Raw genomic sequence first — 20,572 nt, 5'->3', positions numbered from 1 at the left:
GGGGCATCCACTGAGACTTCTGCCTATGATTAATTGGTGTATTTTTCTAGAAATGGTTTGTGATATTTCTCCACCCCCTCCTGTCGAGCTTCTACTGCCTGTTCCAGGCTCGGATATGTCCCTAAGTAATGCCGTACCTTATTCAGCGTTATACTTGCCATGTAGGTTCCATGTTTGGTTCGGTATACACCGGTATGACCGGTCGTGTTGTCCACACGCTTTTTTCTTTTCAGAAATTCGATGCAGCTGTTTTCGGCATAATGTAATCTTTCGTGGAGCTTTTTCCCATTTTCTATACGGATGTGTCCGCAGCTGACAATACTGCCGCTAAGCAGTTCCCCGGCAGAATAATCCTTTTCTTTTCCGCAGGAACAACGGCAGTGCCACATAATACAGCCCTTTGGATCCCTTTGGCTTGTCTGGTATAAGACTGTCAATTCGCCAAATTTTCGATTGCTTAAATCAATGAAGTGTCCTTCCCGTTTTTTGTTCGGATCTGTGCCGCATCCGCATCCACAGTCACGACGATATCCTCGTATCAGATATCTTCCATTTATCTCAAATTTTCTGCCGCACCCACATTGACACATCCAGATAATTGACCCATCCTTGCTCCTCTTTTCTGTCGGCCGAAGAGCCAGAATCTGTCCGAATTGTCTGCCAGTTAAATCTTTATGCTTCATCCTGTTCTGTTTCATCAGACAGCCGCAGCTTTTCGTTCTTCCACTGATGAGATTGTTGTAATAGACGGTTGTATCCCTTCCACAATCGCAATGACAGCGACACATCCGATACCCTTTTTCTGAACAAAAAGTACCTATTACCGTAAGCCGCCCGAATTTCTTTCCAAGAATCTTCTCGTATCCAGCCACTCGCCTCATCCCCTTGCATCTGCACCTAAGGGTTCTTTTGAATATCAGAACGCTGACCATAAAAGCAGACTTTTTTTAACAACGCAGAATCGGGAAACTAATGAGCTTTTACAGGCATTAGTTTCCTATTTTTTTACTTTTTTCATTCTAACACAGCCGAAAAATAAAGTCTACGTTTTTTAACAAGTTCTATAGTATTCGTTATTATTATCGATGTTTTCCTGTTCTTTTATCCATTTTTTCAACGTTGTATGACTCACGCCAAGTACTTTTGCCCCCTCCCGGAGACTCATTTTTTGTTTTCTGACCTTGTCTGCTACCGCATAAAATCCCTCCGGTATCGGAATGGACGGTCTCCCCAGATGTACGCCTCTTTTTCTGGCTTCCCTGATCCCCTCCATCTGCCGCTGATGAATATTCTCTCTCTCAACCTGTGCAACATATGAAAGAATCTGCAGCACAAGGTCGGCAATAAATTCTCCGGTAACACCTCCTGCAGAACATCTCGTATCCAGAAGCGGAAAATCCAGAACAATAATATTGATCTTCTTGACCTTCGTTAAATACCGCCATTGCTCGAGTATCTCATCATAATTTCGGCCCAGACGGTCTATGGACTTTATATACAGCTCATCTTTTTCATGGATGTCGCAAATCAGTTTTTTATAACTCGGCCTGTCGAAATCCTTCCCCGACCACTTATCGCTATAGATATAATTTTCCTCGATTCCTGCCTCTTTCAATGCCGAAATCTGCCTGGCCAGATTCTGGTCTTTGCTTGAAACCCGTGCGTATCCAAATTTTCGATTGGTTCTGTCGCTCAACGATACTGCCCTCCAAATAATTATCCAAAATTATATCCAAAATTATCTTGATTATGAATCCTGAAAATATCATTGGCTCTCGTAATATCATTGCCAGCAATCGCTCTCATCACATTAACGCCCTGCAAATGTGTGAAGCAGAAAACCGATGCCCTCACCCCAAAAAGAAAAGCGTCCCTGAAACCACCTTGTTGAATGTGTTCAATAACAGAACACACCATATAGTAGTTTCAGGAACGCCTTATATATACGGACGGACCATGCTATCGATGATACTGCAAGCAATTATTCACTTGGAAAAATGAACGAGAGAAACTGTATCAAAAGTTCCCCCACACGACTTCTTTCACGATACCGAGACACTCCCTGAGGATGTTATTCGGAAGATACAGCGGTGTGGAGCCCGCCGCAATCCCCCGGCAGTTCCGGTATCCGTTTTTCTTCGCGAGCTTCAGGCTGCGGAACACATGAAAATTGTTCGTCACGATTCCCACGGAATCCTCCTTCCGGTTCAGAAACCGGCTGCTGAATTCCAGATTCTCCACAGTTGTCGTGGATTTGTCCTCCTCCAGGATCTGGTTCTCCGGGATGCCTTTCCGGACAAGATACTCTTTCATTGCCTCCGCTTCCGTGCAGGGCTCATTCGGTCCCTGCCCTCCGCTGACGATGCATACCGTATCCGGGTTCTCCGCCAGATACGCCGCCGCTGCATTCAGCCTGCTTCTCAGCACCCGGCTCGGCCCTGACTCTCTGACCTGCGCGCCGAGAACGATAATCTCGTCAAGTCCGTCCGGCGCCCTGTCGTGGAAATGAGTCATGATGCATGCCGTTCCTGCTGCCACGATAACCACAGCGGCAGTGACCAGAACCGCCAGAGCGATCCGGACGGCAAGAGGAACGGCGCGCCAGTGATTCCCATTCGTCATATATCCCACCCAGATAAAAAATGCCCCGATCAGAAACCATATCGCAAAAAATTTCGTACCCGACGCCGCGGCAAGGATCAGAAAGCCGTAACCTATGGCAGCCGCTCCGATAATAAATAACAAAATGCCCACTTTCCTCACCTCATGCTCACCTCAATATCAGACTTCCGGTTTGTTTTAAATTGTACCATATTCTGTGTAAGCTACACAGCATTTAATACGGAGTGCTTTCAAGTCGGAAGCATGACGCCATATATTGTATGCGCTACGGATTGTTTTATGCTCCGCGCTCCCGCAATCCTTCTGGCATTCGCATTCATTTCCTTACGTGTGCCCCGCGGCAGGCAGCCGGTCTGTGTTTTCAACGGGTTAACGCAAAAAAAGAGGACCTCCAAACGGAGATCCTCAAACAGATCGGGGTAACAAGATTCGAACTTGCGACCTCACGGCCCCCAGCCGTGCGCTCTAGCCAAACTGAGCCATACCCCGGTAATCAGATGCTGTAGATGAACATTGATCATAGTACCCTTGCTCACAACACTTGATCATTATAACGCAAAGATCACACAATGTAAATCTATTTTTTCAATTGCTGACCTGGAATATTTTTTCAATTGCTGACCTGGAATTGCTGACCTGGAAGTAAGTGCACTTTAATATTCTGACGCAAAAGTGCTGCGGGATTTTCCCACAGCACTTTTTGTCAGACGGCAGCCGAAGCCTTCGGCTGCTCCTCAGTTCTCCTCGTTGATGTAGTTGACGAGGCCGCCGGCGGAAATGATCTTCTGCATAAACGGCGGGAAGGGCTGTCCCTGATACTCTGTGCCCTTTGTCAGGTCGTAGATTTTTCCGGAGTCGAAATCCACCTTCACCTTATCTCCGTTCTCGATCGCCTTTGCCGCCTCCGGACATTCAATGATCGGCAGTCCGATATTGATCGAGTTGCGGTAAAAAATTCGCGCAAAGGTCTCGGCGATGACGCAGCTTGCGCCTGCGGCCTTGATGGCCAGCGGCGCGTGCTCACGGGAGGAGCCGCAGCCGAAATTCTTGTTCGCCACGATGATATCGCCCTTCTGGAATTTGTGCACAAATTCCCTATCGATATCCTCCATGCAGTGTGTCGCGAGCTCCGCCGGATCTGAAGAGTTCAGATATCTGGCGGGAATGATTACGTCGGTATCTACATTGTCACCATATTTGAATACTGTTCCCTGTGCCTGCATCTTACATCCTCCTTATAAGCCGAGCTCTGCCGGAGAGCTGATCTTTCCAGTGACCGCGCTTGCCGCCGCTACCGCCGGGCTTGCGAGGTAAACCTCAGATTTCACGTGTCCCATCCGTCCTACAAAGTTACGGTTTGTCGTGGAGATGCATCTCTCACCCTCTGCAAGGATTCCCATGTATCCGCCGAGGCAGGGTCCGCAGGTCGGTGTGCTTACGACAGCGCCGGCCTCAATAAAGGTCTCGATCAGTCCTTCCTTCAGTGCCTGCAGATAAATCGCCTGTGTCGCCGGAATAATGATGCAGCGAATGTTCTTCGCCACCTTGCGGCCCTTCAGAATTTTCGCAGCCTCACGAAGGTCCTGAATTCTTCCGTTCGTACAGGAGCCGATGACGCTCTGATCAATCCGGATCTCTCCGCAGTCATCGATGGTATGGGTATTCTCCGGCAGATGCGGGAAGGAAACCGTAGACTTCAGTGTGGAGAGATCAATCGTCACCGTTCTCTCGTACTCCGCGTCCGGATCCGCTTCATAGACAGTCCAGCTCTTTGTGGAATGCTCCTTCATATACGCGATGGTCTTGTCGTCTACCGGGAAGATTCCGTTCTTGCCGCCCGCCTCGATCGCCATATTTGAGATCGTCAGACGGTCGTCCATCGTCAGATCCGCAACTCCGTCTCCGGTGAACTCCAGGGACTTGTAGAGTGCTCCGTCTACACCGATCTCTCCGATCAGGTGAAGGATGACATCCTTGCCGCTGATCCATTTATTTTTCCTGCCGGTCAGAACGACCTTGATGGCGGAAGGCACCTTGAACCATGCCCTGCCGGTGGCCATTCCCGCAGCCATGTCCGTGCTTCCAACGCCGGTGGAAAATGCTCCTAACGCACCGTAGGTGCAGGTATGGGAATCTGCTCCGATGACAACGTCGCCGGCAACCACGAGTCCCTTCTCCGGAAGAAGCGCATGCTCGATGCCCATCTGTCCGACGTCAAAATAATTCGTGATGTCATACTTCTGTGAAAATTCACGCACCTGCTTGCAGTGCTCCGCGGATTTGATATCCTTGTTCGGGATAAAATGATCCATTACCAGTGCGATCTTGTCCTTGTCAAAAACCTGCTGCTTTTTGAAACCGTCCATGACGTCGATGGCTACCGGTGTGGTAATGTCATTTCCAAGTACGAGATCCAGCTTCGCCTCAATCAGCTGACCGGCAGTTACACTGTCCAGTCCGGCTGCGTGCGCGAGGATCTTCTGCGTCATCGTCATTCCCATCTGTTTGTCCTCCATAAACATTCATGTAAAAAAATGCAGTAACTGCCATGCTCCGCCCTGCTGCATAACGAGATACGGGCCGACTCTTATTCCGGCATCCTGTTCCGGGTATCGATATACGGTATCATCCAATGCCATACAATATATCATGCAGTGCCATACTGGCTGCATCACAAATACGGCCACGACACTGTGCATAACGCCAGATCTTGTATATTTTACAACAATTCGCGGATTCCGGCAACGAGATAAAACACGCTGCGCGAGTTTTATCTCGCTATCGCGACGCTCGCCGCACACGAATACTTCGCATTCGGCTGCGGCTTACTGTTCGCGTAAACTAAAACAAGCCAGGGGCATTCTCAGCCCCCGGCTTATATGGATACTTTTGTATATGTGGAAATGGGGATTAGTTGTTGATCAGCTTGTCCTCATCGTTCCAGCTGTACAGCTTGCGGATCTCAGCTCCGACCTTCTCTGACGGATGCTCGGAAGCGAGCTTACGAAGCGCCTTGAAGTGTGCCTGGCCGCCTGCCGGGCTCATGTCAAGCAGGAAGTCCTTCGCGAAGGTGCCATCCTGAATGTCGGACAGGACTTTCTTCATTGCCTTCTTTGTCTCAGCGGTAACGATCTTCGGTCCGGTGATGTAATCGCCGTACTCAGCAGTGTTGGAGATGGAATATCTCATTCCTGCGAAGCCTGACTGATAGATCAGGTCTACGATCAGCTTCATCTCATGGATGCACTCGAAGTATGCGTTTCTCGGATCATATCCGGCCTCGCACAGAGTCTCGAATCCAGCCTGCATCAGAGCTACAACGCCGCCGCAAAGAACAGCCTGCTCACCGAACAGGTCAGTCTCTGTCTCGGTTCTGAAGTCGGTCTCCAGAAGTCCTGCACGAGCTCCGCCGATTCCTGCGCCATATGCAAGGGCAAGATCCTGTGCATGTCCTGTGTAATCCTGCTCAACAGCGATCAGGCAGGGAGTTCCACGTCCTCTGAGGTACTCGGAACGAACTGTATGGCCTGGTGCCTTCGGTGCGATCATGGTGACATCGACATTCTTCGGCGGGATGATCTGGTTGAAATGGATGTTGAAGCCATGAGCGAACATCAGCATATCTCCCTCTTTCAGGTTTGGCTCGATGTCTTTCTTGTACATAGCTGCCTGCAGCTCATCGTTGATCAGGATCATGATGATATCTGCCTGCTTTGCAGCCTCAGCCGCTGTATAAACCTTGAAGCCCTGCTCCTCGGCTCTCTTCCAGGATTTGCTGCCCTCATACAGGCCGACAATGACGTCGCATCCGGAATCCTTCAGGTTCAGTGCATGTGCATGACCCTGGCTGCCGTAACCGATGATGGCGATTTTCTTGCCGTCAAGCAGAGACAGATCGCAATCTTCCTGATAAAACATTTTCCATGCCATAATACAAGTTCCTCCATATAATTTTAGATTTTGCCGTATACAGTGGCTTATTCTGCCGTATACAGCGGCTTATATATGTTAAAGAGTTAACTCTTTAGCTAACTGATTCTATCGGGTGTACCGCAAGTGCCGCAGCAAATCTTCCGGTCCCTGCGAAAGAGCGACACTGCAGGAACGTTTGCTGCCAGACCGCACGCCGATCAGCCAGTCCTGACGAACGGGTGATATTGTACTGCCGTTCAGTCCAGATACGTGACATCGTCCATTCCTCTGGACAGTGCCGTTATTCCGGTACGCGCGAGCTCCAGCGTCTCGTATTCCTTGGTAAGCTCGAAGAATGCCTCAAGCTTGCTCTGGGATCCGGTCAGCTCAATGATGATGGAATTCAGTCCCACATCTACGATCTTCGCGCGGAAAATATTCGCAACCGCGAGAACCTTGTCTCTCTCCGCCTCGCTGACCCGCAGCTTCAGCAGTGCCAGCTCGCGGATAACGCTTGTGTCCGCGTCCAGGATCTTGATGTCTCTGACATCTACCTGCTTCTGCACCTGGTTCTTGATCTGCTCAAGAACGAGCTCGTCTCCGCTGGTCACAATTGTGATTCTGGTGAACCGCGGATCCGCGGTCACACCTGCGGTGATGCTGTCAATGTTATAGCCGCGTCTCGCGAAAAGTCCCGCGATTCTCGTAAGGACTCCCGATGTATTGTCAACCAGGATCGATAAAATTCGCTTTTCCATAACTGCCATTCCCTCTATTACTTCAAACTCTTTGTATTCTACTATGTGGAATTTCATTTGTCAACAAGTTGAATGATTTTCATCTTGCTGAAGTCTGTATTATCTCTCCAGCTGCAGACGTCTTCATTTTTCCCTGTCTGTCATGAAATCCTGCAGGAATGCATTTGAAATTTTTTCGCTCCCTGAAGACGATATTAGAATACATTTTCCCGGGTACGTCTGCAAGTCAAAAATTTTCTGTATCTGGACAAGTCTTGCTGAATTGTGCTCATGTTCAACATGAATACAATTATTCACGACCAACAAAGCTTCCGGCTCATTATGTGATCTCTGCCATGCGTGCAAACCGACAAAAGGGGACCTCACTTTCGATCCGGTTCTGTCTCCCTGATGTATGTTATATTTTCACAAAGCTTAAGCTTCCTCCGACCCGGTCACAGGCTCCGCGGGGATGAAGACACGGCTGTCGCCGCTGTTCTTCTGCTGCTTCGCCATCTCCGTTGCCTCCCGGCAGAAATAATCCTGCGCGATGATCCGTTCCTTGCCTTCCAGATCCTGCTTCTTGTAGGTTCCGTCCGGCTGGAGGATACTGGCCTTTACGGTATCCGCAAGCTGAATCTCCAGGATGTGCATTGCCTGCTTCTTCGTTTCCGGCTGCAGGAGCGGGAAGACGATCTCGACACGTTTGTCCAAGTTACGGGGCATCCAGTCCGCGCTGCCCATGTAGACATCCTCGCTGCCGTTATTATAGAAATAGAAGATTCTGGCGTGCTCCAGGAAGTTTCCGACAATGGAGCGGACGGTGATGTTCTCGCTGATGCCCGGGATCCCGACCTTCAGACAGCAGATTCCGCGGACGATCAGATCGATCCGTACGCCTGCAGCGGAGGCCTTATAAAGGGCCGCGATAATTTCCGGATCGCACAGGGAGTTCATCTTCGCCACGATTCTTGCCTGCTGTCCCTCGCGCGCATGTTTTTCCTCCATACGAATCAGATGCAGGAAGCGGTCACGCATCCAGATCGGCGCAACGATAAGATCATTCCAGCGGTCCGGCTCGGAGTATCCGGAAATCATATTGAAGACCGCGGTGGCATCCTCGCCGATGTTCTCGTCACAGGTCAAAATGCCGCAGTCCGTGTACAGCTTCGCGGTGGAATCGTTGTAGTTTCCGGTTCCGAGATGAACATATCTGCGGATGCCGTCTTCCTCCTTCCGCACAATCAGCGTGATCTTGCTGTGTGTCTTCAGTCCGACCAGTCCGTAGATGACATGGCAGCCGGCTTTTTCCAGCTTCTGCGCCCAGACGATGTTGTTCTCCTCGTCGAACCGTGCCTTCAGCTCGACCAGAGCCGTCACCTGTTTGCCGTTTTCCGCCGCCTGCGCGAGCGCAGCGATGATCGGGGAATGGCCGCTGACACGGTAGAGCGTCTGCTTGATGGCGAGTACATTCGGATCGGACGCTGCCTGCTTTACAAAATCAACTACCGGCTGGAAGCTCATGTAGGGATGATGCAGGAATATATCGCCCTTTCGGATGTTGGTGAAAATATCATCATCATTCTGAAGCGCCGGCACATCCGCCGGGGTATACTTCGGAACCTTGTACTGATCGAATCCATCAATGCCGTATACCTTCATCAGGAACGTCAGGTCGATGGGCCCCGGAATGTAGAAAATATCCGGCTCCCGCACCTGGAACTCCTCTTTCAGGATCTGCAGAAGCTCCGCCTCGATGCCCTCTTCCACCTCAAGACGGATGACCTCGCCCCACTGTCTCTTCCGGAGCGACTTCTGAATCTCAACCAGAAGGTCTGCGGCCTCATCCTCATCGATGCCAAGCTCCGCATTTCTCATGATCCGGTAAGGGTGCGCGCATACAACCTCGTAGCCGAGGAACAGGCGGGAGATATTTCTCTCGATGATCTCGTCCATCAGAATGATGGCGCGCTCAGACGCGTCCTTCTCCGGCAGCTCGATGAATCTCGGCAGAACAGACGGCACCTGCACAGTGGCAAAAAGCGTCCGCCCGTCGTCGCTTCCTTTCTTGCGGATCAAGGCTCCGATGTTTAGTGTCTTGTTCCGGATCAGCGGGAAGGGTCTGGAGGAATCCATCGCCATCGGCGTCAGTACCGGGTAGACATTCTCGTTAAAATAATCATCAATGTACGAAGCCTGCTCCGGAGTCAGCTCCTCATGACTGTTGAACACATGAAGTCCCACTTCTCTCAGCTTCGGAACCAGCTCGTTGTTGTAGTTGTCGTACTGATCCTTTACCATTGCGTGCGTGGCGTCAAGGATCGCGTCGATCTGCTCTCCCGGCGTCATGCCCGCGATATCCGGCTTGTTGTAATCGCTGTGCATCTGGTCCTTCAGGGACGCTACGCGGACCATGAAGAATTCATCCAGGTTTGAGGAGGTGATGCTCTCAAACTTCAGTCTCTCAAACAACGGGATGGTACTGTCCTTTGCCTCGTGCAGAATCCGCTCATCAAAACGGATCCAGGAAAGCTCCCTGTTCCAGTAATATTCCGGCTTTGCATATTCTTCGTACTCAGCTTTCATTTTCATAACTATATTCCTTTCGATTGTCACAGGCGGAAACCCACCGCCTTGAGGCCGTGGGCAGCTGACCAAAGTCTCCCATGCCTGTGCCTTCTGCACCCTGCTGTACATTCTGCACATTCCTATGCTTGCTGCACCTTGCTGTGCGTTATGCACCCACGCTGCGCTTTCTGCACCTTGCTGCGCTTTCTGCATCTTGCTGTACATTCTGCACATTCCTGTGCTTTCTGCGCTTTGCTGTACATTCTGCACATTCCTGTGCTCAGACGATCCGTTTCAGCTTGATCACCGGGCGGACGCCAAATACTTCGTTGAAGAAGTCAATCTCCGGCTGGAGCATGCCCTCTTCAAGGGCAAAGCTCTCGCGGACCTCAACGCGGATGACAATCTTCTGTTTCTTCATCTCTGTGCTGATGTTCAGGATCTTCTGTCTGTGGCTCCGGTCAAGTCCGTTTGCCAAACGGATGATTGCGACAAAGGCAGCGACCTTCAGATACCGCTCCGTATCCAGACTGGATTCCATGACGATATCCTCGTGCTGTGGAAAATCCTCCTGGACATACCGGGCTGACAGAGCGATGATCTCCCGCTCCGCGTGAGAGAGACCGATGATTTCATTGCTCATGATGATGTTCCTGGAATTCTCTCCGATCTGGTTGAAACCGATGAACTTTCCGACATCATGAAGCATGACAGCGACCCGGAGCATCAGCCGGTCCCGGCTGGTCATGCCCGTCAGAGGAAGCGTCGCGTCAAAAAGGCTCATGGCCGTTACATCCATATTGTTGATGTGCGGCGCGCTGACCGCGTAGCGGATGGCGATATTCTTCGCGCAGGTTACGATGTCATTCTCAAAATCATGCTTTGCCTTGAAGATATCGTGTGCCTCCGCGAACTCATAGGCGAGGCCCCGCTGCAGATGCGTGCCCGGCGTCCAGATGTTCACGGGATCCAGATCCGTCACAATTTTGTGATAGATGATTGCGGACGGCCGGAGCAGGGACGCGTACTCCACTGCGATATTATTCTCCATCGCAAGGTCGGCCACCGATTTTCCGCCGATCCTCCTGTACCACTTCTCGAACTTATCCCTGGTCAGAATGCGCGTCGAGCGGTCTCTGTGCTTCGGATCCTGGAAAATCATCTCTGTGATGAAGTCGCCGTTCAGAATAATGTTCTCAATCTTCAGATCCCGGATATACATGCTGCGGAACAGATTGAGATCATGCTGAATCAGCTGCTCGACCAGATCCTCATAATTGTCTGTCCTGCCCATGGCATTCTGCAGTTTTTCCCGGACACGGAGATTTCCGATCTTCATGTTCTGTGTGACGATCAGCTCGGATTTGTTAAAAATCGAGATCTGAATACTTCCTCCATCCAGATCGACGACAGCGGTTCCCTCGCGGATCATGTCCTCGAAGCATCCCGCAATGGAGGCAATCGCCTTGTAGCTTAAAAACCGCTGCTCCGAGTTGCTCAGAATCCGGACATTCAGTCCTGTCGTCTGACGGATCTTGCCCAGAATGAACAGATCATTTTCCGCCTCTCGAATCGCACTCGTCGCGATCGCACTGTAGCCATCCACCTTGTAGGTGTCCATGATCTTCCGAAAATCCGTCAGGACATCACAGAGCTCATCGACCATTGCAAAACCGATTCTTCCGGTGGAAAAAGAATCATGGCCAAGCTCAATCTTGTGCGCGACCTTATCAATACAGTGAATGCCGTTCTTCCTGGAGATTTCAAAAATCTCAAGAGAAACCTCATAGCTTCCGATGTGGATTGCGCCGAATGTTAAAAATGCCATTTTATATGACCCCCAAATGACTAGAATAAACCTGTTACAGTATAGGCAATATCTGCCGGAATGGACATATTTTGTATTCTAAATTCCTGTTAACTCTGTGTAACAATTTTAATTTGCCGCTTTCGCGTCTCTCCATGCTCAGACCTGTTGCCTTCGAAATCGCAGTCAGTAGTTTCCGAGGAGGCGAAGTCCGACTGCTTCGGCTTCGAGCCCGCGGAGTGCGTTCTTTACCGCGGGATCGCTGAGGTTTCCTTCAAAGTCGATGAAGAATCGGTATTCAAAGGGCTTCTCCGGAATCGGCCGGGATTCGATCTTGTACATGTTCAGTCCGTTGTAGATGAAATGGGAAAGCATGTTGTAAAGGGTTCCGCAGGCGTGCGGTACGCCGAAGCATACGCTCATCTTCTGCGCAGTACGGACAAAGCGGCGGCTGTGAGAGATGATGATGAATCGGGTGGAGTTCTTCTCCTTCGAGAGCCCCCCTTCCTTCAGGATCTGAAGGCCGAAATACTCTGCCGCGGAACGGCTGGCGATGGCTGCCTGGTTCTTCAGTCCCTCGCGGGCCACCTTCTCGGCTGCCATCGCGGTGTTCAGCACATTCTGCTGCTTCCAGTCCGGGTGCTCGCTCTGCAGATACTCCCTGCACTGCGCAAGTCCCTGCGGGTGCGAATAGACAACGTCGATGTCATCGATCGTTGCTCCGGGAAGTCCCATCAGCATATGATCGATCTTCAGCACCTGCTCTCCGACAATATAGTTGTTGTATTCCAGGAGAAGATCATAGATGTCCGATACACTTCCTGCCGTCGAGTTCTCGATCGGCAGCACCGCGAAATCCGCCTCTCCGTTTGTCACAAGCTCCATCGCCTCTTTCCAGGTTTTTACATGGGTGCTCTCGATCGTATCATCAAAGAATTCCTTCATCGCCTCGAAGCTGTACGCTCCGTAGACACCCTGAAAGACAACCCGGGCATTGTGAAAATACAGATGATCCATCAGCGCGTAATCCGCCGGAAGGGTAATCCCGTTCTCAGTCAGAAGCTGATACTGACGTTTCCGGCTGATTGCCATCAGCTGCTCGAAAAGTTCCCGCACACCCCTCCTGTTGAATTCCGAATGAGCCAGACCGGACAGATTTTGCAGTTTTTCCTGTTCTCTCTTACCGTCAAAGACTTCCTTTCCGCTCTTGATCTTGTAGTCCGCGACGCCTTCCACAAGCTTCATGCGCTCCTCAAAGAGGCGGACAATCTCCTTGTCCGTCTTGTCGATTTCCTCGCGATAATGATCCAGTTCTGACATGCTGATAATTCTCCCGTTTGTTCTTAGTCAAAATATTCTGATTCGATTTATCCGATCGTCAGATATGCGCCTGCTGTATTGCCTCTTTCTCAATTTCCGGATCCCCCAGCAGATAATTGATGTACTGCTGTGCGGTTCTACCGGAGATTCCGCCATGGGTGAGTTCCCACTTGTTGGCGCCGGCCTTCAGCTCTTCGTCCGACAGCCTGATGCCGTTCCTTCTCGCCAGGCCGATGACAATCTTGAAGAAATCCTGCTGACCCGGTTTTGTGAATCCGATGGTGACACCGAAGCGGTGAACCAGCGACAGCTTTTCCTCCATGGTATCCGACTTGTGGATACCGTTGTCGTTTACGACATCATCGCGGTCACTCCAGGTTTCCTTGATCAGATGTCTCCGGTTCGATGTCGCGTAGATCAGAACATTTGCCGGTTTTGTCTCGACGCCGCCCTCGATGACTGCCTTCAGGAATTTGTACTCGATCTCGAATTCCTCGAAGGACAGATCATCCATGTAGATGATGAACTTGTAGTTCCGGTTCTTGATCTTCGCGATCACATTCGACAGATCCTTGAACTGATGCTTGTAAATCTCGATCATGCGCAGACCGTCCGGATAGAACTCATTGACAATTGCCTTGATACAGGTGGATTTTCCGGTCCCGGAATCGCCGTAGAGCAGGCAGTTGTTTGCTTTTCTTCCCTCTACGAAGGCCTTCGTGTTGTCCACCAGCTTCTTCTTCTGGATCTCATAGCCGATCAGATCATCCAGCATCACCTTCTCCATGTTGTTGATGGCGTGGAAGGTAACATCGTTGTTCTCATCGGAAGCAATGCGGAACGCCTTGTTCAGGCCGAACATTCCGACTCCGTAATCCCGGTAAAATCCGGTCACCGCGTCAAAGAACTCATTTTCGTCCCCGGCCTGCTCCAGCTTCTCACTGAGCGTCCTGACCTTTTCGCTGACGTTCTTGTTGTACATCAATTCCGGCTTTACGATGGCCTTGTAGTCCAGAATTCTCGAGAAGCAGTCAATACCGAGCTCCTCTTCCAGCCAGCTGAAATCATAATCGAAGAGTTCCTTATAAGCCTTGAAGTCATTTCTCGCAAAATAATTAACGCTTCCGTCGCTTGCGCCGACCTTCTCACAGGTCAGACTGAAGGAGTTCTCATCCGTGATCAGCCGGAAGGTCAGATAATTGTGCCAGAGGTTCTTGTCAAAAGCGTAGTCCGTCGCGATATTGAGAATCCTCTTCACCTCATGAAAGCAGCGTGTGCGAAGCACATCCTTCGACTGCGTTTTCTCCCGCGCGTTCCGGCAGATATCACCCATCTGCGCGAGAATACAATCCTCCGGGATGCTTCCATATATCAGTAATTTTGAAATAATGTGGTCCATAGTCTCCTCCCCAGAATAATCTTCCGTTCTCAACTGCTGTCTTCGGAAAGCGCTCTTTACTATCAGTCTCTCCGATGTCCGTGATACTTCTCCTCGCAGTACTTGCAGCGGTATACCGCATGCTCCGGATCCGTCAGGATGAACACCTGATCCAGCCCCTGTTCGATGGATGTGATGCATCTGGGGTTCTTGCATTTGATGACGTTGCGGATCTCCTTCGGAAGACCGAGTGCCTTCTTCTCGACGATCTCTCCATGCTCAATGACATTGATGGTGATGTTCGGATCGATGAATCCGACAATGTTCAGATCCAGCTGATCAACGGGGCACTCCACCTTGATGATGTCTTTTCTGCCCATCTTACTGCTTCTGGCATTCATGATCATCGCGACACAGCAGTCCAGCTGATCCAGTCTCAGGTCATGATAGATGGTCATCGCCTTGCCGGCTTTGATGTGATCCAGTACAAATCCCTGCTCGATAGAACCTACATTCAGCATTTATTTTACCTCCAGCTCAAGAAGCGTGAACATCAGTGCCATTCTCATATACATGCCCCAGTACACCTGTTTGAAATAAGCGGCTCTCGGGTCGTCATCGACATCGACCGAGATCTCATTCACACGCGGAAGCGGATGAAGCACATACATATCCTTCGGCGCGAGCTTCATTTTTTCCTCATTCAGGATGTAGAAATCCTTCATGCGGATGTAGTCGTCCTCGTTAAAGAAACGCTCCTTCTGCACCCGGGTCATGTAGAGGATATCGAGCTCCGGAAGCGCATCCTCCAGTCGGATCACTTCCTTATATTCAATGTGGTTCGGATCCAGATGTTCCTCCTTGACATACGACGGAAGCTTCAGCTCCTCCGGCGAGATCAGCACAAAGCGGATGCCGGGATAACGCACCAGAGCGCTGATCAGCGAATGGACGGTGCGGCCGAATTTCAGGTCGCCGCAGATGCCGACAGTCATGTTGCCAAGTCTTCCCTTGGTCTGGCGAATCGTCATGAGATCCGCGAGCGTCTGCGTCGGGTGCTGATGGCCTCCGTCGCCGGCATTGATGACCGGAATCGAGGACTTGGCCGCGGCCACCATGGGAGCCCCCTCCTTCGGATGACGCATCGCGCAGATATCTGCAAAACAGCTTACAACGCGGATGGTATCCGCCACGCTCTCTCCCTTTGTAGCGGAACTGGTATTGCCCGAGTGAAATCCGATGACGTTTCCGCCCATATTCAGCATGGCCGTCTCAAAACTGAGCCTTGTTCGCGTGCTGGGCTCGTAGAAAAGAGTCGCCAGCTTCATACCATCGCAGACATGCGCGTACTTCTCCGGATTCTTCTCCATATCCGCCGCGAGCTTCATGATATGCTCGAGCTCCTCAACAGAAAGATCCAGCGGTGACATGACATGTCTCAGATTCTTCAACTGTCTGTGCATTATAAGCCTCCTTAAACGTAAGCTAAATAAATGACAATGGCTACTATGGCACCACAGCCTGATAAGCTGCGGATTGCATTCGAGTTATTTTACCGCAAATGCATAGGCAGAATCAAGGGACACGGAGCAAAAACCCGCAGTCGCTTCTCCCCATTCCGGGGAAAAACGCTGCGGGTTGTTCTTACTTCCGATCATCGACGTCTTCCTCCGTCGCTGTCCCGTCGATGATTTCCTGACCATTCTCGTCATAATGCGGGCGCCCGGTCATCTCATCCTCAAATTCGTCCTCCGCACGGCGGAACTCCTCCGCCGCGTCGTGCACTCTGGAGGCAAAATCCGCGGCACGCTTATGAAAGACGAAGCCGCAGATCGCCGCGTAAATCATCGCCGCCCCGGCAACCTGAACCAGTACGGAGGTCAGCCGCATCGGATGGAACAGGAATACCACACCGAGAATAAGCGTCACGATTCCGCCGATCAGACAGAGATACCATCTGTCGTCATGAAAGGTCCGGAGCGTGCTCATCTCCACAAACTGACCGCAGGCATACGAAATCAGGATCACGGCAAATAGAATTCCAGCAAAGGCAGCAATCACATCCGGTCTCGCCACAATAAAAATTCCGAAAGCCGCAAGGATGACACCGCCGGCCAGTGCGCCAGCCGCCACAGGTTCACCGCGCATATTGATATAGCTGGCGATCAGCAGCGCTCCGATCACGATCATCGCCACGCCAAGCAGTCTGCAGATCACAAACAGCGTGCTCTCCGGCCGCACCAGCAGAAAAATTCCGACGATGAGCAGAATCAGCGACCAGATATTGACCGCGAGCAGCTTCTTCTTGATATTTTCTCCAAGGTTCCTGAACATGTTTTCTTCCTCCTGCAGTATCAAATGTGCGTTTTAAGTTCAATTTCCGTCTGCACTATGCCGCGTCACAAAACCTGAAACATCGCGCTGATATTATTCCCGCGAAATGCCCCACTCTTCAAGCTTATGGTAGACGGCTGAAACGGGAAGTCCAACCACATTATAATAATCGCCTTCAATTTTTTCTATATACCTGGCGAAAATGCCCTGGATCCCATAGCTGCCTGCCTTGTCCATCGGATCCCCCGTCTCGACATATTCCCGGATTTCTCTGTCTGTGAGCTCACAGACATATACTCTGGTCCGCACGGAAAAGGTTTCCTCTCGCTGTATTTCACCCTTCTCCACCTTCACAAGAGTGACGCCTGTATAAACGTCGTGGCTTCTACCGGAGAGACTTCGCAGCGTCTCCACTGCCTCCTCCGGACTCGACGGCTTCCCGAGGATATCCGCGTCACGCGCCACAATCGTATCGGCGCCAAGTATGATACATGCAGACAGTTGTGATTTGTCGGGATTTAGTATTTCGCCGGCGACATCCTCTGCCTTTCGTCTTGAGAGACAGCGCACCACCTCGTCCGGCGTTCCGCTGCTTACCTTCTCGTCCGCGTGGCTCGGAATCACCTCGACCGAAAAGCCCGCCTGATGCATCAGTTCCAGGCGCCGCGGAGATCCTGAGGCAAGGATAATCCGGGGCATAACTCCCTTACTCTCTGATCTGATATCATTTTCCCTCATTTCATCCCTCACTTCAATTCTCACAAAAACACGCTCTGGAAAAAGGCATTGTTTCCATGGATTCAAAATCAGCCGCCAATTCAAAAACAGCAAAAAATCTCTGAAAATAAAAAAGCCTTGTTTCCATGAATTAAAAAAACAAAAGTCTCTCTGAAAATAAAAAAGACTTTGTTTCTATGGATAAAAAATAGTGTGATCATCTCTCACTATTCTTCATCCATTATGAAACAAAGCCTCTGAAATCTCAACCACAATTGACTGCAAGCAGGACGATAAGCCGGGTTATGTCGCGTACGGTCATCTATCTGTGTCCTGCCGTTGCCGGCAGGCTCAAGCGACCTACCTGAAGACGTGACGGGCAGCCACATTGCCTTCTGTTCGGTCTTGCTTCGGATGGGGTTTACATGGCATCCCCTGTCACCAGGGGATCGGTAGTCTCTTACACTGCCTTTTCACCCTTGCCCTTGTATCCTTACGGAGCCATGGGCGGTATATCTCTGTTGCACTTTCCCTGAGGTCACCCTCGCCGGACGTTATCCGACACCCTGCCCTGTGAAGCCCGGACTTTCCTCAGCCGGCACCTTTCGGCCCGCCGGCCGCGACCGTATGTCCTACTTGCAGCCAATCTTGATTATCTTACCACAAACTTCCGAAATATACACGGATTTTTAACAATCCATAATATAATTTGAGCCTGTATTATAATTCCGTATATTTTGAGCATTCTTATTCTAAGGTTTTCAGGCTTCTGCTTAACAATAGGTTTCCCCTTCCCTTTTCATTCAAGCTTCTGCTGTTCATCTGGGTTTTCTTCTGCTTCGTACGGTCATGAACAGAAGGATCACAAGAAGGATTGCTGATGCAGTGAGTGAAACCTTCCAAATACGGGTATTCGAGTTGTCACCAGTTAAAACTCCACCGGTTTTCCCTGTTCCTGCAGATCCCTTAGAGTTATTATCTCTGCTTCCCGGCATTGTCGACACTGATGGAGCACCAGGTGTATTCGAGGGAGTTAACAATACTGTCGATGCAGGTGTTACTGTCGGTGTCGTTGACGGCGTAGATGTCGCTGTCGGTGTCGTTGACGGAGTTGGCGTTTCTGTCGGATCCGTTGACGGCGCAGGTGTTTCCGTCGGTGTCGTTGACGGAGTTGGTGCTTCCGTCGGTGTCGTTGACGGCGCAGGTGTTTCCGTCGGTGTCGTTGACGGAGTTGGTGTTTCCGTCGGTGTCGTTGACGGAGTTGGCGTTTCCGTCGGATCCGTTGACGGAGTTGGCGTTTCTGTCGGATCCGTTGGCGGAGTTGGCGTTTCTGTCGGATCCGTTGGCGGTGTATACGAATTTGTGATCACGTAACCACCTTCAGCGCTTCCCGTTACAGAAGATGTATAACCATCCGGAAGTTTAGAAGTTTCCTGAACTGTATATTGAATTTTTGTTCCTCCGTCCTCATACATAGGAAGTCCGGTCCAAGTGTAAAGCCAGTTGCCTGATTCCGTCAGGGTCACCGGTTTACCGCTCGCCTCGCCATCCGCATAGAGCTGAACAGTAACCGAGTTCGGGCGTTTGCCGTCCTGATTCTCACTGTCATACCATCTCTTCAAAACGCTCAGACTGGTCTTCTCCGGTGTATAACTGTTCGTGATATCGAATCCGTTGATTGTAGTCGAATAATTCTCAACAGCGCTCTCAGCAATAGCATACGTAATCTTCTGACCATTCTTATAAACCGGGAGATCCTCAAATGAATACTTCCAGCCATCTTCCGCTTTCACTGTCTTCTCAGCAACCTTGTCTCCGTCCGCCAGCAGTTTCACCGTGATACTATCCGGACGCTTCCCATCCTGATCGTTGTTATCGTCCCAGGTCTTCGTCCCGGAAATCGTTGTCTTCTCCGGCGTATAGCTGTTCGTGATCACGTAACCGCCCTCGGCACTTCCTGTGACAGAAGATGTATAACCACTCGGAAGCTCTGACACTTCTTTAACTGTATACGCGATCTTTGTTCCGCCATTTTTATACATCGGAAGTTCGGTCCACGTGTAAAGCCAGCCGCTTGATTCTGTCAGGGTAACCGGTTCACCGCTCGTCTTGCCATCCGCATAGAGCTGAACAGTAACCGAGTTTGGGCGTTTGCCGTCCTGATTCTCAGTGTCATACCATCTCTTCAGAACGCTCAGACTGGTCTTCTCCGGTGTGTAACTGTTCGTGATATCGAATCCGTTGATTGTAGTCGAATAATTCTCAACAGCGCTCTCAGCAATAGTATACGTAATCTTCTGACCATTCTTGTAAACCGGGAGATCCTCAAATGAGTACTTCCAGCCATCTTTTGCCGTCACTGTCTTCTCAGCAACCTTGTCTCCGTCCGCCAGCAATTTCACCGTGATACTGTTCGGACGCTTGCCGTCCTGATTGTTATTATCGTCCCAGGTCTTCGTCCCGGAAATCGTTGTCTTCTCCGGCGTATAGCTGTTCGTGATCACGTAACCGCCCTCGGCACTTCCTGTGACAGAAGATGTATAACCACTCGGAAGATCTGACACTTCTTTAACTGTATACGCGATCTTTGTTCCGCCATTTTTATACATCGGAAGTTCGGTCCACGTGTAAAGCCAGTTGTTTGACTTCGTCAGGGTCACCGTTTTACCGCTCGCCTCGCCGTCCGCATAGAGCTGCACATTAACTGAGTTCGGGCGTTTGCCGTCCTGATTCTCAGTGTCATTCCATCTCTTCAGAACGCTCAGACTGGTCTTTTCCGGTGTATAACTGTTCGTGATATTGTATCCTTCGATGGTAGTCGAATAATTCTTAACCGCACTCTCAGCAATAGAATACTTAATCTTCTGACCATTCTTGTAAACCGGGAGATCCTCAAATGAGTACTTCCAGCCATCTTCTGCCGTCACTGTCTTCTCAGCAGCCTTTGTTCCGTCCGCCAGCAGTTTCACCGTGATACTGCCCGGACGCTTGCCGTCCTGATTGTTATTATCGTCCCAGGTCTTTGTCCCGGAAATCGTAGTCTTCTCCGGCGTGTAGCTGTTCGTAATCACGTAACCGCCCTCGGCACTTCCTGTGACAGAAGATGTATAACCACTCGGAAGATCTGACACTTCTTTAACTGTATACGCGATCTTTGTTCCGCCATTTTTATACATC

16 protein-coding genes, 1 tRNA gene and 1 other RNA gene are annotated in these 20,572 nt (G+C 50.6%); all 18 read right to left on the bottom strand.

The window, feature by feature from the left end; all coding sequences use genetic code 11:
- Positions 1-29 precede the first annotated feature (29 nt).
- Entirely contained in the window at positions 30-389 is a 360-nt protein-coding gene (locus tag ACTNDI_RS06290; RefSeq protein WP_441099974.1) for a hypothetical protein, read from the bottom strand.
- 662 nt (positions 390-1,051) lie between these two features.
- Entirely contained in the window at positions 1,052-1,696 is a 645-nt protein-coding gene (locus ACTNDI_RS06285) for a recombinase family protein (RefSeq protein ID WP_441099973.1), read from the bottom strand.
- Between the two features lie 320 nt (positions 1,697-2,016).
- Positions 2,017-2,754 carry a YdcF family protein gene (locus ACTNDI_RS06280; protein WP_441099971.1) on the bottom strand — a complete coding sequence of 246 codons (738 nt, stop codon included), beginning with the start codon at positions 2,752-2,754 and terminating at the stop codon, positions 2,017-2,019.
- Between the two features lie 282 nt (positions 2,755-3,036).
- A tRNA-Pro gene (locus ACTNDI_RS06275) sits at positions 3,037-3,111 on the bottom strand.
- Between the two features lie 245 nt (positions 3,112-3,356).
- Entirely contained in the window at positions 3,357-3,845 is a 489-nt protein-coding gene (leuD, locus tag ACTNDI_RS06270) for a 3-isopropylmalate dehydratase small subunit (RefSeq protein WP_441099969.1), read from the bottom strand.
- A gap of 12 nt (positions 3,846-3,857) precedes the next feature.
- Positions 3,858-5,123 carry a 3-isopropylmalate dehydratase large subunit gene (gene leuC / locus ACTNDI_RS06265; RefSeq protein ID WP_441099968.1) on the bottom strand — a complete coding sequence of 422 codons (1,266 nt, stop codon included), beginning with the start codon at positions 5,121-5,123 and terminating at the stop codon, positions 3,858-3,860.
- Positions 5,124-5,532: 409 nt separating this feature from the next.
- A complete protein-coding gene (gene ilvC, locus ACTNDI_RS06260) occupies positions 5,533-6,552 on the bottom strand; it encodes a ketol-acid reductoisomerase (RefSeq protein WP_441099967.1) in 1,020 nt (339 codons plus the stop codon).
- 239 nt (positions 6,553-6,791) lie between these two features.
- Positions 6,792-7,292: an acetolactate synthase small subunit gene (gene ilvN / locus ACTNDI_RS06255; protein ID WP_441099966.1), complete on the bottom strand. Its 501-nt coding sequence runs from the start codon at positions 7,290-7,292 to the stop codon at positions 6,792-6,794.
- A gap of 414 nt (positions 7,293-7,706) precedes the next feature.
- Entirely contained in the window at positions 7,707-9,863 is a 2,157-nt protein-coding gene (locus ACTNDI_RS06250) for an RNA degradosome polyphosphate kinase (RefSeq protein ID WP_441099965.1), read from the bottom strand.
- A 256-nt stretch (positions 9,864-10,119) separates the two neighbouring features.
- Positions 10,120-11,667 (bottom strand): Ppx/GppA phosphatase family protein, encoded by a 1,548-nt coding sequence (locus ACTNDI_RS06245; protein WP_441099964.1) that lies wholly within the window; start codon positions 11,665-11,667, stop codon positions 10,120-10,122.
- A 165-nt stretch (positions 11,668-11,832) separates the two neighbouring features.
- Complete coding sequence (gene pheA / locus ACTNDI_RS06240) at positions 11,833-12,966, bottom strand: prephenate dehydratase (protein WP_441099963.1); 1,134 nt, start codon at positions 12,964-12,966, stop codon at positions 11,833-11,835.
- A 58-nt stretch (positions 12,967-13,024) separates the two neighbouring features.
- Positions 13,025-14,365, bottom strand: a complete 1,341-nt coding sequence (locus ACTNDI_RS06235; protein ID WP_441099961.1) for an ATP-binding protein — start codon at positions 14,363-14,365, stop codon at positions 13,025-13,027.
- 62 nt (positions 14,366-14,427) lie between these two features.
- On the bottom strand, positions 14,428-14,865 hold the full coding sequence (locus ACTNDI_RS06230; RefSeq protein ID WP_441099959.1) for an aspartate carbamoyltransferase regulatory subunit: 438 nt from the start codon (positions 14,863-14,865) through the stop codon (positions 14,428-14,430).
- Positions 14,866-15,786, bottom strand: a complete 921-nt coding sequence (pyrB, locus tag ACTNDI_RS06225) for an aspartate carbamoyltransferase (RefSeq protein ID WP_441100114.1) — start codon at positions 15,784-15,786, stop codon at positions 14,866-14,868. It abuts the gene before it with no gap.
- A gap of 202 nt (positions 15,787-15,988) precedes the next feature.
- The gene (locus ACTNDI_RS06220) at positions 15,989-16,678 is read right to left on the bottom strand and encodes an HdeD family acid-resistance protein (RefSeq protein WP_441099957.1); all 690 of its coding nucleotides are present in this window, start codon (positions 16,676-16,678) and stop codon (positions 15,989-15,991) included.
- A gap of 93 nt (positions 16,679-16,771) precedes the next feature.
- Positions 16,772-17,416, bottom strand: a complete 645-nt coding sequence (locus ACTNDI_RS06215; RefSeq protein WP_441099955.1) for a Maf family protein — start codon at positions 17,414-17,416, stop codon at positions 16,772-16,774.
- Positions 17,417-17,673: 257 nt separating this feature from the next.
- An RNA gene (gene rnpB, locus ACTNDI_RS06210) (RNase P RNA component class A) lies at positions 17,674-18,034 on the bottom strand.
- Between the two features lie 179 nt (positions 18,035-18,213).
- Positions 18,214-20,572 (bottom strand): Cna B-type domain-containing protein (locus ACTNDI_RS06205; RefSeq protein ID WP_441099954.1); only part of this gene is annotated, 2,359 nt, incomplete at its 5' end.

This window comes from Bilifractor sp. HCP3S3_D3 (assembly GCF_052063915.1).
Taxonomy (GTDB): Bacteria; Bacillota; Clostridia; order Lachnospirales; family Lachnospiraceae; genus Bilifractor.
Note: the sequence above shows the minus strand (reverse complement) of the source record. Positions and strands in the feature narration are given on the sequence as shown.